Source organism: Thermomonospora echinospora, assembly GCF_900108175.1.
Classification (GTDB): domain Bacteria; phylum Actinomycetota; class Actinomycetes; order Streptosporangiales; family Streptosporangiaceae; genus Thermomonospora; species Thermomonospora echinospora.
Genome location: NZ_FNVO01000003.1, coordinates 150,721 through 164,794 on the forward strand (window position 1 = coordinate 150,721; position 14,074 = coordinate 164,794).

Annotated in this window: 12 protein-coding genes; 6 read left to right on the forward strand and 6 right to left on the reverse strand. The window is 72.8% G+C overall.

Annotated elements, in window-relative coordinates:
- Nucleotides 1–11: 11 nt before the first annotated feature.
- Nucleotides 12–410, forward strand: a complete 399-nt coding sequence (locus tag C4U03_RS40300; protein ID WP_160146926.1) for an anti-sigma factor antagonist — start codon at nucleotides 12–14, stop codon at nucleotides 408–410.
- Nucleotides 411–521: 111 nt separating this feature from the next.
- Here C4U03_RS40300 and C4U03_RS08195 read toward each other — a convergent pair whose 3' ends face one another.
- From C4U03_RS08195 to C4U03_RS08215, 5 genes are all read right to left on the reverse strand, one after another.
- Complete coding sequence (locus tag C4U03_RS08195) at nucleotides 522–1,262, reverse strand: SGNH/GDSL hydrolase family protein (protein WP_235017749.1); 741 nt, start codon at nucleotides 1,260–1,262, stop codon at nucleotides 522–524.
- Nucleotides 1,263–1,447: 185 nt separating this feature from the next.
- Nucleotides 1,448–2,023 carry a GTP-binding protein gene (locus C4U03_RS08200; RefSeq protein WP_103937431.1) on the reverse strand — a complete coding sequence of 192 codons (576 nt, stop codon included), beginning with the start codon at nucleotides 2,021–2,023 and terminating at the stop codon, nucleotides 1,448–1,450.
- Nucleotides 2,024–2,060: 37 nt separating this feature from the next.
- Nucleotides 2,061–2,525: a DUF742 domain-containing protein gene (locus C4U03_RS08205; protein ID WP_407701416.1), complete on the reverse strand. Its 465-nt coding sequence runs from the start codon at nucleotides 2,523–2,525 to the stop codon at nucleotides 2,061–2,063.
- A gap of 47 nt (nucleotides 2,526–2,572) precedes the next feature.
- Nucleotides 2,573–2,980, reverse strand: coding sequence for a roadblock/LC7 domain-containing protein (locus tag C4U03_RS08210; protein ID WP_103937089.1), 408 nt, complete (start codon nucleotides 2,978–2,980; stop codon nucleotides 2,573–2,575).
- Nucleotides 2,977–6,120, reverse strand: a complete 3,144-nt coding sequence (locus C4U03_RS08215; protein WP_103937090.1) for a sensor histidine kinase — start codon at nucleotides 6,118–6,120, stop codon at nucleotides 2,977–2,979. Before C4U03_RS08215 ends, C4U03_RS08210 begins: the two co-directional genes overlap by 4 nt.
- Before the next feature lie 768 nt (nucleotides 6,121–6,888).
- Here C4U03_RS08215 and C4U03_RS08220 point away from each other — a divergent pair.
- From C4U03_RS08220 to C4U03_RS08240, 5 genes are all read left to right on the forward strand, one after another.
- Nucleotides 6,889–7,875 (forward strand): ABC transporter substrate-binding protein, encoded by a 987-nt coding sequence (locus C4U03_RS08220; protein ID WP_160146927.1) that lies wholly within the window; start codon nucleotides 6,889–6,891, stop codon nucleotides 7,873–7,875.
- A 34-nt stretch (nucleotides 7,876–7,909) separates the two neighbouring features.
- Complete coding sequence (locus C4U03_RS08225) at nucleotides 7,910–8,737, forward strand: ABC transporter permease (protein WP_103937092.1); 828 nt, start codon at nucleotides 7,910–7,912, stop codon at nucleotides 8,735–8,737.
- The gene (locus tag C4U03_RS08230) at nucleotides 8,734–9,606 is read left to right on the forward strand and encodes an ABC transporter permease (RefSeq protein WP_103937093.1); all 873 of its coding nucleotides are present in this window, start codon (nucleotides 8,734–8,736) and stop codon (nucleotides 9,604–9,606) included. Before C4U03_RS08225 ends, C4U03_RS08230 begins: the two co-directional genes overlap by 4 nt.
- Entirely contained in the window at nucleotides 9,603–11,201 is a 1,599-nt protein-coding gene (gene mdlC / locus C4U03_RS08235; protein WP_103937094.1) for a benzoylformate decarboxylase, read from the forward strand. Before C4U03_RS08230 ends, mdlC begins: the two co-directional genes overlap by 4 nt.
- 75 nt (nucleotides 11,202–11,276) lie before the next feature.
- Nucleotides 11,277–12,053: an ABC transporter ATP-binding protein gene (locus tag C4U03_RS08240; protein WP_103937095.1), complete on the forward strand. Its 777-nt coding sequence runs from the start codon at nucleotides 11,277–11,279 to the stop codon at nucleotides 12,051–12,053.
- Between the two features lie 251 nt (nucleotides 12,054–12,304).
- Here the strand turns inward: C4U03_RS08240 and C4U03_RS08245 are convergent, their stop codons facing one another.
- On the reverse strand, nucleotides 12,305–13,975 hold the full coding sequence (locus C4U03_RS08245) for a bifunctional 3'-5' exonuclease/DNA polymerase (RefSeq protein WP_103937432.1): 1,671 nt from the start codon (nucleotides 13,973–13,975) through the stop codon (nucleotides 12,305–12,307).
- Between the last annotated feature and the right edge of the window lie 99 nt (nucleotides 13,976–14,074).

The window sequence follows — 14,074 nt, forward strand, 5'->3', positions numbered from 1 at the left end:
AGGAATCCCCCGTGCGGCACCTGACTGTGACCACCCGCGGACGAGACGGCTGCGCCGTCATCAGCCTTCGCGGCGAACTCGATATCGCCAGCGCCGACGACCTGCGCCGCGGTCTGCACGCCGCCCGCCGCGCACACGGCGACCATCTCATCCTCGATCTGGACCATCTGGAGTTCATGGACTCCCACGGGCTGTCGGTGATCGTCAACTGCCACAAGGCGGTCACCGGGCACGGCAGCCTGGCGCTGACCGGTGCCCGCCCGATCGTCCGGCGCACCCTGCAGATCACCGGGCTGGACCGCAGGCTGACCCTGTACGACACCGTCGAACAGGCCACCGCCTCCCTCCACCCGCCGGCGGTCCAGGCCGCCCCCTCCCGGAACTCGCCGGCCGGGGCCGCACCCGCCTGACCACCCTGACCCGCCCGACCGACCACATCGACCAGACCGGCCTGACCGGCCGCTCCGTCGCCCGCTCCGGTTCCGGATGCGGGCGACGGCCCGTCTCGGCGACGGGAGGCCTCACAGCGGGAGCAGGTCGGGCCGCTTGGGGTTGCGGCCGTCGCCGCTGGATCGCCCCTGGATCCGCCGCTGCACCCACGGCAGGAAGTACGTCCTGGCCCAGTACAGGTCCTCGCGGCGCATCGTGCGCCAGTCCGGCATCGCCTCCAGTGGCGGCCACGGCTCCCGCCAGTCCTCGGCGACCGGCACCCCGAGCGCCTCGCACACCCGCAAAGCCAGCCGCCGGTGCCCCTCCGGGGACAGGTGCAGCCGGTCCTCGTGCCAGGCGCGCGGGTCGTACAGCACGCTGCGCGGCCACAGGTCCACCAGCACGCAGCCGCGCCGGTCGGCGATGGCGCGCAGATGCATGTTGTAGGTGGCGGCCTTGCCGCGGATCCGGCGGCCGGAGCGCAGCCCGCTGGGGTCGAAGCCGGTGAAGACGACGACCTGGGCGCCCGTGCCGCGCAGCCGGCGCACCGCCTCATCGAACATCACCGCCAGGGCGTCCGGGTCGGCGCCCGGGCGGAGCATGTCGTTGCCACCACCGCAGAAGGTCACCAGGTCGGGCCGCAGTTCCACGGCCCTGGGCACCTGGTCGGCCACCATCTGGTGCAGCAGCTTGCCGCGCACCGCCAGGTTGGCGTATCGCAGCCCGGGACGGTGGACGGCCAGCTGCTCGGCCAGCCGGTCGGCCCAGCCACGGAACCCGTCCCCGCCGGACGGGTCCGGGTCGTTGAGTCCCTCGGTGAAACTGTCCCCGATCGCGACGAACGTGCCGAACTCGTCGAGCCCTGCGGTGCCGGACCGGTCGAGCCCTGCGGAGTCGGTGCCGGACTCGCCGGTCCCCGCCGCGCCGGTGCTGGAATCGTTGGTCACGTCACCACATGGTGCAACACGGACACGTCCCTACGCGACCGTAGCCGACCGTCCCTCGTGTCCCGCCGGTGTCAGGTCCAGCCGGGGGCGGCCGCGACCGGGCTGCCCCCCGAGTGCACCGTCATCGCATGCTGGACCAAGACGATCAGCGCCTGCTTGGTGGACTCCCGGTTGCGGGCGTCCACCTGCACGATCGGCACATGGGACGCCACCGTCAGCGCCTCGCGGATCTCCTCGGCGCTGTGCGGGAACTCCCCGTGGAAGCCGTTGACGCCCACGATGTAGGGCAGCCCCGCCTCCTCGAAGTAGTCGATCGCGGCGAAGCAGTCCGACAGTCGGCGGGTGTCGACCAGCACCACCGCGCCGATCGCGCCACGCACCAGGTCGTCCCACATGAACCAGAAGCGGTGCTGGCCGGGGGTGCCGAACAGGTAGAGGATCAGGTCGCTGTCCAGCGTGACCCGGCCGAAGTCCATCGCCACCGTGGTGGTGGTCTTGTCCGGCACCGCGGTCAGGTCGTCGATGTCGGCGCTGGCGGCCGTCATCACCGCCTCGGTGGTCAGCGGCATGATCTCCGACACCGACCCCACGAAGGTGGTCTTGCCGACCCCGAATCCCCCGCCCACCACAATCTTCACGGAGGTCATCTCCGGGCCCTCGCCGTCCTGCAAATGACGGCTGGGATCAGAGCTTTCGTAGACCACTGAGCACCCTTTCGAGCAAGCGGATGTCGGGCTGCGCGTCGGCCGGACGCGACTGGTGCAGCCGCAGCAGACCCTCGTGGGCCATGTCGGCGATGAGCACCCGGGTGACCCCCAGCGGCAGGCGCAGCAGAGCGGACACCTCGGCCACCGACCGCCAGGACCGGCACAGGTCGATGATCGCCCGGTATTCCGGGGTGAGCGTGCTGACGTCCCGCGGCGGATACGGGGCCGCCGACACCAGTGCCTCGATCGCCAGGTCGTACCGGGGCCGGGTGCGTCCCCCGGTCACGGTGTACGGGCGGACGAGCGAACGCCGGTCGCCGGGGGCGGCCTGGGCCGATGGGTCACCGGTCCAGGCCGGGTCGCCGGAACGCTCGGGGCCGCCCGGCCTGCCGCGACCGGTCCCGCCCGGCCCGGCACCGAAATGCTGCCTGCCGTGGTCCACCACGGTGCCTTCCGTCAGAGCCTCTTGGAGCTTCGGTCAGGGGGTCGCTAGCGGGGCGGGCCCGCGCCCAGTTCGGTGCGCAGCGCCGGGGTCAGCACCCGGCCCACCCGTTCCACCAGCAGAGTCATCTCGTACGCGACCAGACCCAGATCGCAGTCCGGCGCGGCGAGCACCGCGAACACCGCACCGTTGCGGATGGCCATCACGAACAGCAGCCCTCGCTCCATCTCGACCACGGTCTGGCTCACGCCGCCCGCGTCGAAGATCTGGGCCGCGCCCTGGGTCAGGCTGGTCAGCCCGGAGGCGATCGCCGACAACTGGTCGGCTCGCTCGGGCGGGAACCCGTCCGAGAACGCCAGCGGCAGTCCGTCGGAGGACACCACGACGGCGTGCGCGGCCTTCGGCACGCGGTCCACGAAGTTGGTCACCAGCCAGTTGAGATCCTGCCGGCTCACGCGGATCCTCCCCTCTCTGTGTCGCCCTGTGCTGGTCCGGCTCCGCCGGTGCCCGGCGGGGCGATCTCGTCTGCGTCACCGGGCGGCCCGAGCCCGCTTCGAGTCTCCGAGCGGCCCCGGTGCACACCGCGTTGCAGGCTAGCGAAGCGGTCGCGCACCCGGTCCGCGGGCTGCGCCGGCGGGGGCGCCGCCGGCCGGGCCGGAGCGGCGGCGGGCTGACGGCCCACCGCGCCGGGCACCCGGTTGCGGCCCGGCACCCGCTTGGGCAGGCCCGCCTTGGTGGTCCCGCCGGCGGTGGGCTCGCGGGCGGCCTGCGCCGCCTGCCAGCCGGCGTCGCCGGCGGACTGCCAGGTCTGGCCGCCGTCGTCCGTACGGCGCTGGAACCACTCCGATTCCATCGCGTCGAAGATCGGCGAGCGCTCGCGCCCCCCGGCGGGCGGGGCCGCGGGCTGCGGGTCCTCGGCCGCCCCCCAGGAGACCCCGGGCTCGGAGCTGACCACCGGCTGCGGGCCGGTGCCCCGGCCCCGTGGTGGGGGCGCGGCCTGGCCCGGCGGCCGGCCGGCGTCCGGGCCTGGGTACGACAGGCCCGCCGCCGGCGGCGGTTCGGACGGCCGTGCGTGCTCCGGGCCGGGCGCCGGGAAACCCGGCAGGCGCGCGGCCAGCATGGGCTGTCCGATCGGGGGCTGCTGAGGTCCGGTGTCCGACACGATGGGCTGCGGTCCCGTCTGGTCTCCCGGCACCCGGCGGCGCGGGCCGCCCGAGCCGGTGGCGGGCAGCGGGGCGGTCTCGCGCTCGGGCGGCAGTGGCGGTGGCTGGGGCGCCGCACCCATGACGGGCTGGGCGCCGGTGTTCGCACTGGAGGGCGGGCGGGGCGGCGGCACAGCCGCGTCGCCGACCAGCGGCAGCGGCCCGGAGTCCCGCAGCGAGGGCTGGGGACCGGAGTCCCGCAACGTCGGCTGCGGGCCGGTGCCGAAACCGTCGCGGCGGCCGAGCGGCGAGCCGGGCCGGCCGGTGCCCAGGGCGGGCATTGGACCGGTCGAGCCGGACTGCACCCCGGCGGCCACCGGGGTCGGCGTCCAGGCGGCGCTGGTCACCGGCTGGTCGTCGCCGCGGTGCGGCGCGACCTCGGCGGGCTCCTCGCCACGGGCGATGACCGCCGACGGCAGCAGCACGAACGCGGTGATCCCGCCCGACAGCGCGGGCCGCAACTCGACCCGGATGCCGTGCCGCACCGCCAGCCGGCCGACCACGAACAGGCCCATGCGGCGGGCCGCGGAGAAGTCGATGACCGGCGGGTTGGCCAGCCGCCAGTTGGCCTGCTCCAGGTCCTCGGGGGAGATGCCGACGCCGTTGTCGGTGATCTGCAGCATCGCCCCGCCGCCGGACAGCAGGTGCCCGGAGACGGTGACCTTGGTGTGCTGCGGGGAGAAGACGGTGGCGTTCTCCACCAGCTCGGCCACCAGGTGGACCAGGTCGTTGACCACCTGCCCGGTGACCGACACCTCGCCCTGCACGCGCAGCGCGATCCGCTCGTACTGCTCGACCTCCGACAGCGAGGCCCGCACGATGTCGATCAGCGGCACCGGCTGGTTCCACCGGCGCACCTGCTCCTGGCCGCCGAGGACCAGCAGGTTCTCGCAGTTGCGGCGCATGCGGGTGGCCAGGTGGTCCAGCTGGAACAGGCTGGCCAGCTGCTCTTCGTCCTGCTCGCTCTGCTCCAGCTCGTCGATCAGGCGCAGCTGGCGCTCGATGAGCGACTGCATGCGCCGCGACAGGTTGACGAACATCGCGTTGATGTTGCCGCGCAGCACGGCCTCGTCGGCCGCCAGCCGCACCGCCTCGCGGTGTACCTCGTCGAAGGCCCGGGCCACCTGGCCGATCTCGTCGGTGGTGTCGATCTCGATCGGCTCGACCTCGATGCCGCCGGCCGCCGCCTGCGGGTCGCGCAGCCGTTCCACCAGACCCGGCAGCCGGGTGCCGGCCACCTCCAGGGCGCCGTCGCGCAGCCGGTTGAGCGGGCGCACCAGCGAGCGGGCCATCATCGAGGTGATCAGCAGCACCAGCAGCACGATGGCGGCGGTGACGCCCGCGTCGGTCACGGCCGCCGACCGCGCCGCCGACTTCTCCTGGCGGGCCCGGTCCAACAGCTCGTCACCGAGCCGGCGTTCGGCCGACCGCATCTGGTCGACCATCGCGGTCATCGCCGCGCGCAGCGACCGAGCCGAACCAACACTGATCATCTCCCGCGGCAGCAGGCCGTTGAAGGAGGTCGCCCCCGAGATCGCCTGCTGGCGCAGCTCGCGGGCGCGGTCGATCTCGGCCCCGACGACGGTGTCGTCCAGCATCTGCCGCTGTTCCAGGGTGGCGGACTGGCGGAAGGTGACCAGCTCGCTGTCCTCACGGGCGCGCGAGCCGACCAGGGCCGACAGCTCGTCGGAGGTCAGCCGGCGGTTGGCGGTGCCCATCACCAGCAGGGCGCGCTGCCGGGACACCTGCTCCTTGGCGCGGGCCAGGGCGGCGACGGAACGGCTGGACTCGGCGAGCCGGTCGTCGGCCACGTCCTGGGAGACACCGTCGAGGATGCCGATCAACTCGTCGATGGACTCGGAGTACTTCTCCAGCACGGTGAACGCGGGGACCTGGGTAGTGGTGGCGATCGAACGCAGCGACCGCACGCCGTCCACCCGGCCCAGCACCCGGCGGGCGTCCGCGGTGGCCTCAGCGGAGTAGGACTCGTCGATGTCCAGCGCGATCTGGCGGACCCGGCCGGTCACCGCGTCGACCTTCTTGTACTGGGCGCGCACCTCCGCCAGTGCCTCGGCCGAACGGCCGTCGGCGATGTAGGCCACGGTCAGGTCGCGCTCGGCGGCGAACTCCTGCACCAGGGTGGTGACCCCGTTGCCGAGCTGCGCCATGCGCTCGACGCGTCCGTAGGCCTCCGCGCTCGCGGTCGAGGCGGAGATGCGCAGCCCGCCGAGCACCAGCGCGGCGACGGTGGGGATCAGAACCAGGACGACCAGCCGCTGCGGTACGCGCCAGTTGCGCAGCAGCAGCCTGCCGCCCCGCCGCGGTGAGGGGTCCGGCTTGGCCCCGGCATCCCCGGGCCGAGGCGCGTCCCCACCTGTCTCGATTGGTTGCATCCGGCGTTTACACCCTCTCGTTCACATGCCGTATCGGCAGAAGAGGGACCCACTCCCGGGGCGGTAGGTACGGCGTCTTTCTGCCTCCAGCGGACGACATTGGAGCACATCCGAGACAGCGCCCGCAAAGATTGGCCCAAGCCCACAGGTTTAGCCTTCCCATCTAAACCTGTCCATGCCTGAATGTCCGGTTATTTGAAGTCGGTTGATCACCCTCCGTCAACGAACGTCGTTCTGATCGGATACGCTGAGTGATGGATGACTCACAGCGGACCGCAGAGGGCCGCGACTCCACACAAAGGCGTGGCGGCCATTGCCGAAATGGGCTTCTTGCAGGGCTTATACGCCAACTGGACGCCGTTCCAATAGGGCGGCGGCAAGGTCCAAATCAGTGGTCTGCGGAACGAAATGAAGCGGCTACCAGCACACTGTGACGATATGCGTCCAGCCGATCACGGCAGGGCCGGCAGACCCGCGCATCGGCACCTACCGACGCGTACACCGCCGCTGCGCTCGGCGGAAGACCCACTGGCCTCCGGGATCGTCGGCACTACGGCAGAAGAGAGTGGAACGTTCCAACGGTCTCGGCGCGGTGATCACGAGAACGTCAACCATTCACACCGTCGGCCCGCGCCGCCCGCCAATTGCGATACTCTCCGGCTGCTCGGCAAGATCGCGGCTCGGCAAGTGCGGCGTCCCAGTGCCGCCGGCTCATCCCCCAGGAGCTGCCCGGGCCCACACAATCCCCTCCTCGCATTAAGGAGCGCCATGAGGCAATCCGGTCGTCGTATGGCCATCCTCGGCGGTCTTCTGCTGGTCGGCTCGCTCACCGTCGGTTGCGGCGGTTCCGACGAGACCTCCGGCGGCGGCAATGGCCTGGAAAAGAAGACCCTCACGGTGGCCGCGCTGCCACTGGTGGACGGGGCCGCGCTGCACATCGGCATCAAGCAGAAGCTGTTCGAGGCCGAGGGCCTGAAAGTGCAGGTCAAGCCCGTCCAGCAGAGCATCCAGGCACTGCCGGCCCTGGCCAAGGGCGAAGTCGACGTGATCGCCGGGGCCAACTACGTCACCTTCCTGCAGGCCCACGAGAAGGGCACCCTCAAGCTGAGCATCCTCAGCGAGGGCGCCGCGCTCACCCCCAACATGATGAACGTGCTGGTCATGCCCAAGTCCCCGATCAAGTCCGCTAAGGACCTGGAGGGCAAGAAGGTCGCGGTCAACATCCCCAACAACATCCAGTCGCTGACCCTGAACGCCATCCTCAAGGCCAACAACGTGGACGCGGCCAAGGTGCAGTACCTGCAGGTGCCGTTCCCGCAGATGGCCACCGCGCTGCAGAAGGGCGACGTCGACGCGGTCCACATCGTCGAGCCGTTCCTGTCCGACACCCAGAAGAAGCTGGGCGCCCGGGTGGTCGTCAACGGCGGCGGCGAGCCGGTCACCCAGACCCCGATCAGCGGCTACGTCAGCACCCAGGACTTCGTCGCCAAGAACCCCAAGACCGCCGCGGCGTTCCAGCGGGCCATGCTCAAGGCGCAGGCGGCGGCCGCCGGTGACCGCAAGAAGGTGGAGGAGGTGCTGCCGGGCTACGCGCACATCGAGCCGGAGGTCGCCTCGGTGATCACCATGCCCGACTTCCCCACCTCCAACAACACCACCCGGCTGCAGCGGATCGTGGACCTGATGGTCTCGGCCGGCCTGCTGAAGGCCAAGCCGGACCTGGGCGCGGTCGTGTTCCAGGGCGGCAAGGCATGACGGTCGTCACCCGGCGGCGCCCGTCGCAACTCCCATGACGACACAGACCGTCTCCCCCCGGTCCCCCCGGGCGGCCCGGCCCCTCACGCGCACCGGACGGTGGGCGCGGGGGGCCGTCGGTGTCGCCGCCCTCTTCGCGGCCAGCGAGCTGCTCGGGCGGGCCGAGGTCGTGGACCGTTCCTATCTGCCTCCGGCCTCGGAGATCGTGACCCGCGCGGTCGAGCTGGTCGGTGACACGCTGTTCCTGCAGTACCTGCTGGACACCCTCACCGCCTGGGCGGTAGGCCTGGGCCTGGCGATCGCGATCGCCGTCCCGCTCGGGCTGCTGCTGGGCAGCGTCCCCGCCGTCAACACCGCCACCCGCGCCATCGTGGAGTTCCTGCGCCCGATCCCGTCGGTGGCGCTGATCCCACTGGCCGGGCTGCTGCTCGGCTCCGGGCTGAACATGAAGGTGGCGCTGATCGTCTACGCGGCGAGCTGGCCGATCCTGTTCAACACCATGTACGGCCTAGACGAGGTGGACCCGGCGGCCAAGGAGACCCTGCGGGTGTTCGGGTTCGGCCGGGCGGAGATCCTGCTGCGGGTCTCGCTGCCGTCGGCGGCCCCGTTCATCGCCACCGGGATCCGGCTGGCCGCCGCGATCGCGCTGATCCTGGCGGTCGGCACCGAGATCATCGCGGGCTTCGGCGAGGGCCTGGGGATCTTCATCGCGCAGGCCTACAGCATGCCCGACGGGGCACGCGACGTACTGGCCGGCACCGTGTGGGCGGGCACCCTCGGCCTGGCCATCGACGCCGGGCTCGGCCAGACGCAGCGCCGGATGTTCCGCTGGCACCACGCTCGGCAAGGCGGCACGACATGACCTCCATGACCTCCACCACCGCTCCCCCGGCCGTTCCCGCCCGGGGACGGCGACGCGGCGGCATCCGGCTGGCCGGCCGGCTGACCCAGCGCTGGCTGCCGTTCGTGCTGCTGGTCGGCGTGTGGGAGGCGGTGACCCGCGCCACCGCCAGCCCGTTCTTCCCGCCGCCCAGCGAGATCGTCGCCGCGACCGGCGACCTGTGGCTGTCGGGGCCGGCGCACCGGCTGTTCCTGACCGACCTGGCGATGGACAACCTGCTGCCCAGCCTGGGCCGGATGCTGCTGGCGCTGGCCGGCTCGGCGGTGGTCGGGATCGGCGTCGGCATCGCGCTCGGCCGGTCCGAGCGCGTCTTCGCCTACCTCAACCCGATCCTGCAGTTCTCCCGGGCCGTCCCGCCGCCCACGCTGGTACCGGTCTTCATCGTGCTGTTCGAGCTGGGCACCCAGATGCAGGTGGCCTCGATCATCTTCAGCGCGATCTGGCCGATCCTGCTCAACACCGCCGACGGCGCCCGCTCGGTCACCCCGCTGCAGATGGACACCGCCGAGGTCTTCCGGCTGTCGGCGGTGGACCGGATCAGGTACATCATCATCCCCTCGGCGCTGCCCAAGATCTTCGCGGGGCTGCGGCTGGCGCTGTCGCTGTCGCTGATCCTGATGGTGTTCTCCGAGCTGTTGCCGGGCACCAGCAACGGCATCGGCTTCCAGCTCACCGACGCCCAGTCCCGCTCGGACATGCCGGCCATGTGGTCGGTGATCGTGCTGCTGGGCGTCCTGGGATATCTGCTCAACACGATTCTGCTGGCGGTGGAGCACCGCGTGCTCGACCGGCGCCGCCCGGCACGAACGAATGGAAAGGTCGGCGCATGAAATACACGGTCCGTGAGGCGGTCTTCGACTTCTGCCGGCGTACCGGGATGACCACCCTGTTCGGCAACCCGGGCTCCACCGAGTTGCGGATGTTCCGCGACTTCCCCGAGGACTTCCAGTACGTGCTGGCGCTGCAGGAGACGGTCGCGGTCGCCGCCGCGGCCGGGCATGCGCTGGGCACCGGCCGGGCCGCCCTGGTCAGCCTGCACTCGGCCGGCGGGGTCGGGCACTCGCTGGGCGCGGTGTTCAACGCCTACCGGGACCGGGTGCCGGTGGTGATCCTGGCCGGGCAGCAGTCCCGGCCGATGGTGCAGCTGCGCCCGTTCCTGGGCGCCGACGAGCCGGCCTCCTTCCCCCGCCCGTACGTCAAGTACAGCCGCCAGCCCGAGCGGGCCGAGGACGTCCCGGCCGCGCTGGCCGAGGCGTACCGGATCGCGATGACGCCGCCGCGCGGGCCGGTGTTCCTGTCCGTTCCCGAGGACGACTGGGACGCGGCGGCCGAGCCGGTGCCGGACCGGGAGCTGCACACCTCCTTCACCGCCGACCCGGCGGCGCTGCGCGAGGTCGCCGACGCCCTGAACACGGCCCGCTCCCCGGTCATCGTCGTGGGGCCGGGCGTCGACGACGACAACGCCCAGGACCTGGTGGTGGAGCTGGCCGAGCGCACCTGCGCGCCGGTGTGGATCAGCCCGCTGTCGGGACGTTCCGGCTTCCCGGAGGACCACCGGCAGTTCCGGGGCTTCCTGCCGCCGGTGCGCGACCAGCTCGCCGCCCGGCTGGAGGGGCACGACGTGATCCTCGTGCTCGGCGCGCAGGTGTTCTCCTACCACGTGCACAGCGAGGGCCGGTACGTCCCGGAGGGCGCGCGGCTGTTCCACTTCGACTGCGACCCGGCGCAGACCGCCTGGGCGCCGGTCGGCACCAGCGTGCTGACCACGATCCGCAGCGGGGTGGGCGGGCTGCTGGAGCTGGTCGAGCGGTCCGAGCGGCCGCTGCCCGAGCCGCGGGCCGGCCTGGCCGTGCCGCAGGTCACCGACCCGATCCCGCCGGAGCTGCTGGTCGAGGCGCTGCGCGAGCTGATGCCCCCGGACGCGGTGGTGGTGGAGGAGATCCCCAGCAACCGCGAGATGTTCCACGCGCGGCTGCCCATCACCCGACCGGGCGGCTTCCTGACCACCGGCAGCGGCGCGCTGGGCTGGGGGCTGCCAGTGGCGGTCGGCCGGGCCATGGCCGGATCCGGTGAGCGCGTCGTCTGCGTCATCGGGGACGGCTCCATCATGTACTCGATACAGGCGCTGTGGACGGCCGCCCAGCAGCGGGCGCCGATGACCGTGGTGGTCGTCAACAACCACGGCTACGAGGCGGTCAAGGCCCTCGGCCGGCGGATCGACCTGCCCGTGATCCCCGGCACCGACATCCACGGCCTGGACCTCGTACAGGTCGCCCAGGGCATGGGCGTCCCGGGCCGGACCGTGACCAAGGCGGCCGACATCGAGCCGGCGCTGCTGGAGGGGTTCGGCCACGAGGGCCCATTCCTGATCGACGTGTCCGTCACCGCCCACGGGTCCTCCGCCTACGCGCCCGAGGCGCACTGATGAGGGCCCGGCGGATGGGGCATCCTCGTGCCGCGCTCCCGTGGCACGCCGCACACGACTCCGGGGTGGTTTCCCGTGCTTGAGATCAAGGACCTGACGCACACCTATGCCGACGGCCATGTGGCGGTCAGGGACGTGAACCTGACCGTGGCCAACGGCGAGCTGGTCAGCATCGTGGGCCCGTCCGGCTGCGGTAAGTCCACCCTGCTGCGGTGCATCGCCGGGCTGATCCGTCCCGCCGAGGGCCAGGTGATCCTCGACGGCCGGCCCGCCGACGGGGTGCCCGAGGGCCTCGCCGTGGTCTTCCAGGACTACAGCCGTTCGCTGCTGCCCTGGCTGTCGGTGCGCGACAACGTGGCGCTGCCGCTCAAGCGGCGCGGCATGTCCAAGGCGCAGCGGCGCGAGGCGGCGACGGAGGCGCTGGAGTCGGTCGGGCTGGCCGCCGCCGGGGGCAAGTACCCCTGGCAGCTGTCGGGCGGCATGCAGCAGCGGGTGTCCATCGCCCGCGCGCTGGCCTACCGGCCCTCGCTGCTGCTGATGGACGAGCCGTTCGGCTCGGTCGACGCGCAGACCCGCGAGGACCTGGAGGATCTGACGCTGCAGGTGCGCGGCGGCAACGACATGACGATCCTGCTGGTCACCCACGACATCGACGAGAGCGTGTACGTGGGCGACCGGGTCGTGGTGCTGGGCGCCTCCCCCGGCCACGTCCGGGCGGACCTGCCGGTCGACCTGCCCGGCCCGCGCGACCAGATCTCCACCCGCGAGCTGCCGGAGTTCGTCCGGCTGCGCGCCGAGGTGGGCCGCCTGGTCCGCGGCGTCACAGAGACGACGGCGACCGCCGCCAAGTGATCCCGGCGTGAGCCCGGTGGGGGCGCGGCCGTCCGCGTCCCCACCGGCGGCTTGCGACCTCCCTGACACGGCCGCCGCATTGCCTTCCCGAAAAGGGCCTGGGCAATGCGGCGGCCGTTCCTTCGGCCCAGGAGTGTCGCCGTCCGCGCTCTCGTCGCGGTGACCGCCGTGGTTCCGTTTCTTTGAGCGACGAATTTTTCACATCGTAACGAAATCGGTTCGCGTGCCGGCCGAGCACACGGCGGGCGGCGTCACTTGGCGTCGGCGTAGCAGTCGACGACGGCGGTTTCGAGCGGGAAGACGACGGGGGTGGGGCCGAACACCATCCGGCCGGCCTGGGCGCCCGCCTCGCCGATCGCGGCGGCCACGTCCTCGGCCAGCTCCCCGGGGGTGTGCACGATGACCTCGTCGTGCTGGAAGAACACCAGGTGCGGGCGGCGGGCGGGGTCGGGGGCGGCCAGCTCGCGCAGCCGGCCGCGCAGCAGGGCCAGCAGCACCAGGGCCCAGTCGGCGGCGCTGGCCTGGACGACGAAGTTGCGGGTGAAGCGGCCCCGGCTGCGCAGCGCGGACCCGGCCCGCTCGTCGGCGCCGGTGGCGGTCAGGTCCCGCCAGGCGGCCGACGGCGGCGGGCAGGTGCGGCCGAGCGCGGAGCGGACCAGGCGTCCGGCCTCGCCGTCGCGGGCCGCCGCCTCAACGTGGCCCAGGGCCTCGGGGAAGCGGTGGCGCAGGATCGCCAGCAGCGCGGCGGCCTCTCCCCCGCCGCCTCCGTACATCGCCGACAACAGTGCGATCTTGGCCTTGTCGCGGGCGTCGTCCCGGCCACCGAAGACCTCCGACAGCGCGGCGTACAGGTCGCCCTGGGCGGCCGCGGCGGCGAACGCGTGGTCACCGGCCAGCGCGGCCAGCACCCGGGGTTCGAGCTGGGCGGCGTCCGCCACGACCAGCGACCAGCCGGGGTCGGCGACGACCGCCCGGCGCAGCACCCGGGGGATCTGCAGGGCGCCGCCGCCCCGGGTGGCCCAGCGTCCGGACACCACGCCGCCGACCACGTACTCGGGGCGGAACCGCCCGTCGCGCACCCAGGTGTCCAGCCAGGCCCAGCCGTGCGCGGCGTGCAGCCGGGCCAGCTCCTTGTACTCCAGCAGCAGCGGCACCGCCGGATGGTCGATCCGCTTCAGCACGTGCGCGCGGGTGGACGGGATCGGCAGGCCGGCCGCCGCGAACGCCTTGAGGAGCTGGCCCGGCGAGTCGGGGTTGACCGGCTGCCGGGCGCCGAACGCGGCGCCGATCTGGTCGGCGAGGTCCTGCAGCCGGCGGGGGCGCAGCCCGGCGGCGGGACGGGACCCGAGCAGCTCGGTAAGCAGCGCGTCATGCCGCTCGACGCGCCACGGCAGCCCGTCGCGGGTCATCTCGGCGGCCACCAGCGCCCCGGCCGACTCGGCCGCCGCCAGCAGGGACAGCCGCCCGGCGGCGGCGAGCCGGCGCACCTGGTCGGCGTGCACGGCGATCAGCCGGTCGAGGTCGTCCTCACCGCACGGGCCGGCGGGCGGAGACTCCTCGAACAGTGCGGGCTGCGCGCCCGTGCCGCCGGGCGGCGGCGCGTCCTCGGGCACCGGCTCGCCGCGCAGCCTCGCCCAGGCGGCCGGCACCGAGCGGGGCTCCCCGTACCGGCCCGCGTATCCGAGCAGCAGCGTCTCGACCAGCTCGGCGTCATGGCAGCGGGCGACCCGGACCCCGGACGCCAGCAGGCGCGGGTAGAGGCGGGCCGTGGCCGCCCACACCCACCGGGGACGGTCGGACCGCTCCCGGGCGGCGATGGCGGCGGCCAGGTCGGCGACGGGCTCGGCGGGGCCGGTGGGGGTGCCGTCGTCGGCAAGCGGGCGCAGCATCCCGCCGCCGTCCGCCCGCTCCGTCACCGCCATCCGCACCCGCCCATTGTGCTGGTCGGATACGACAGAACGTCCCGAACGCCGGAAACGACAAAAGCCCCGCCGCGGGCCCATGACGGCCGCGGCGGGGCC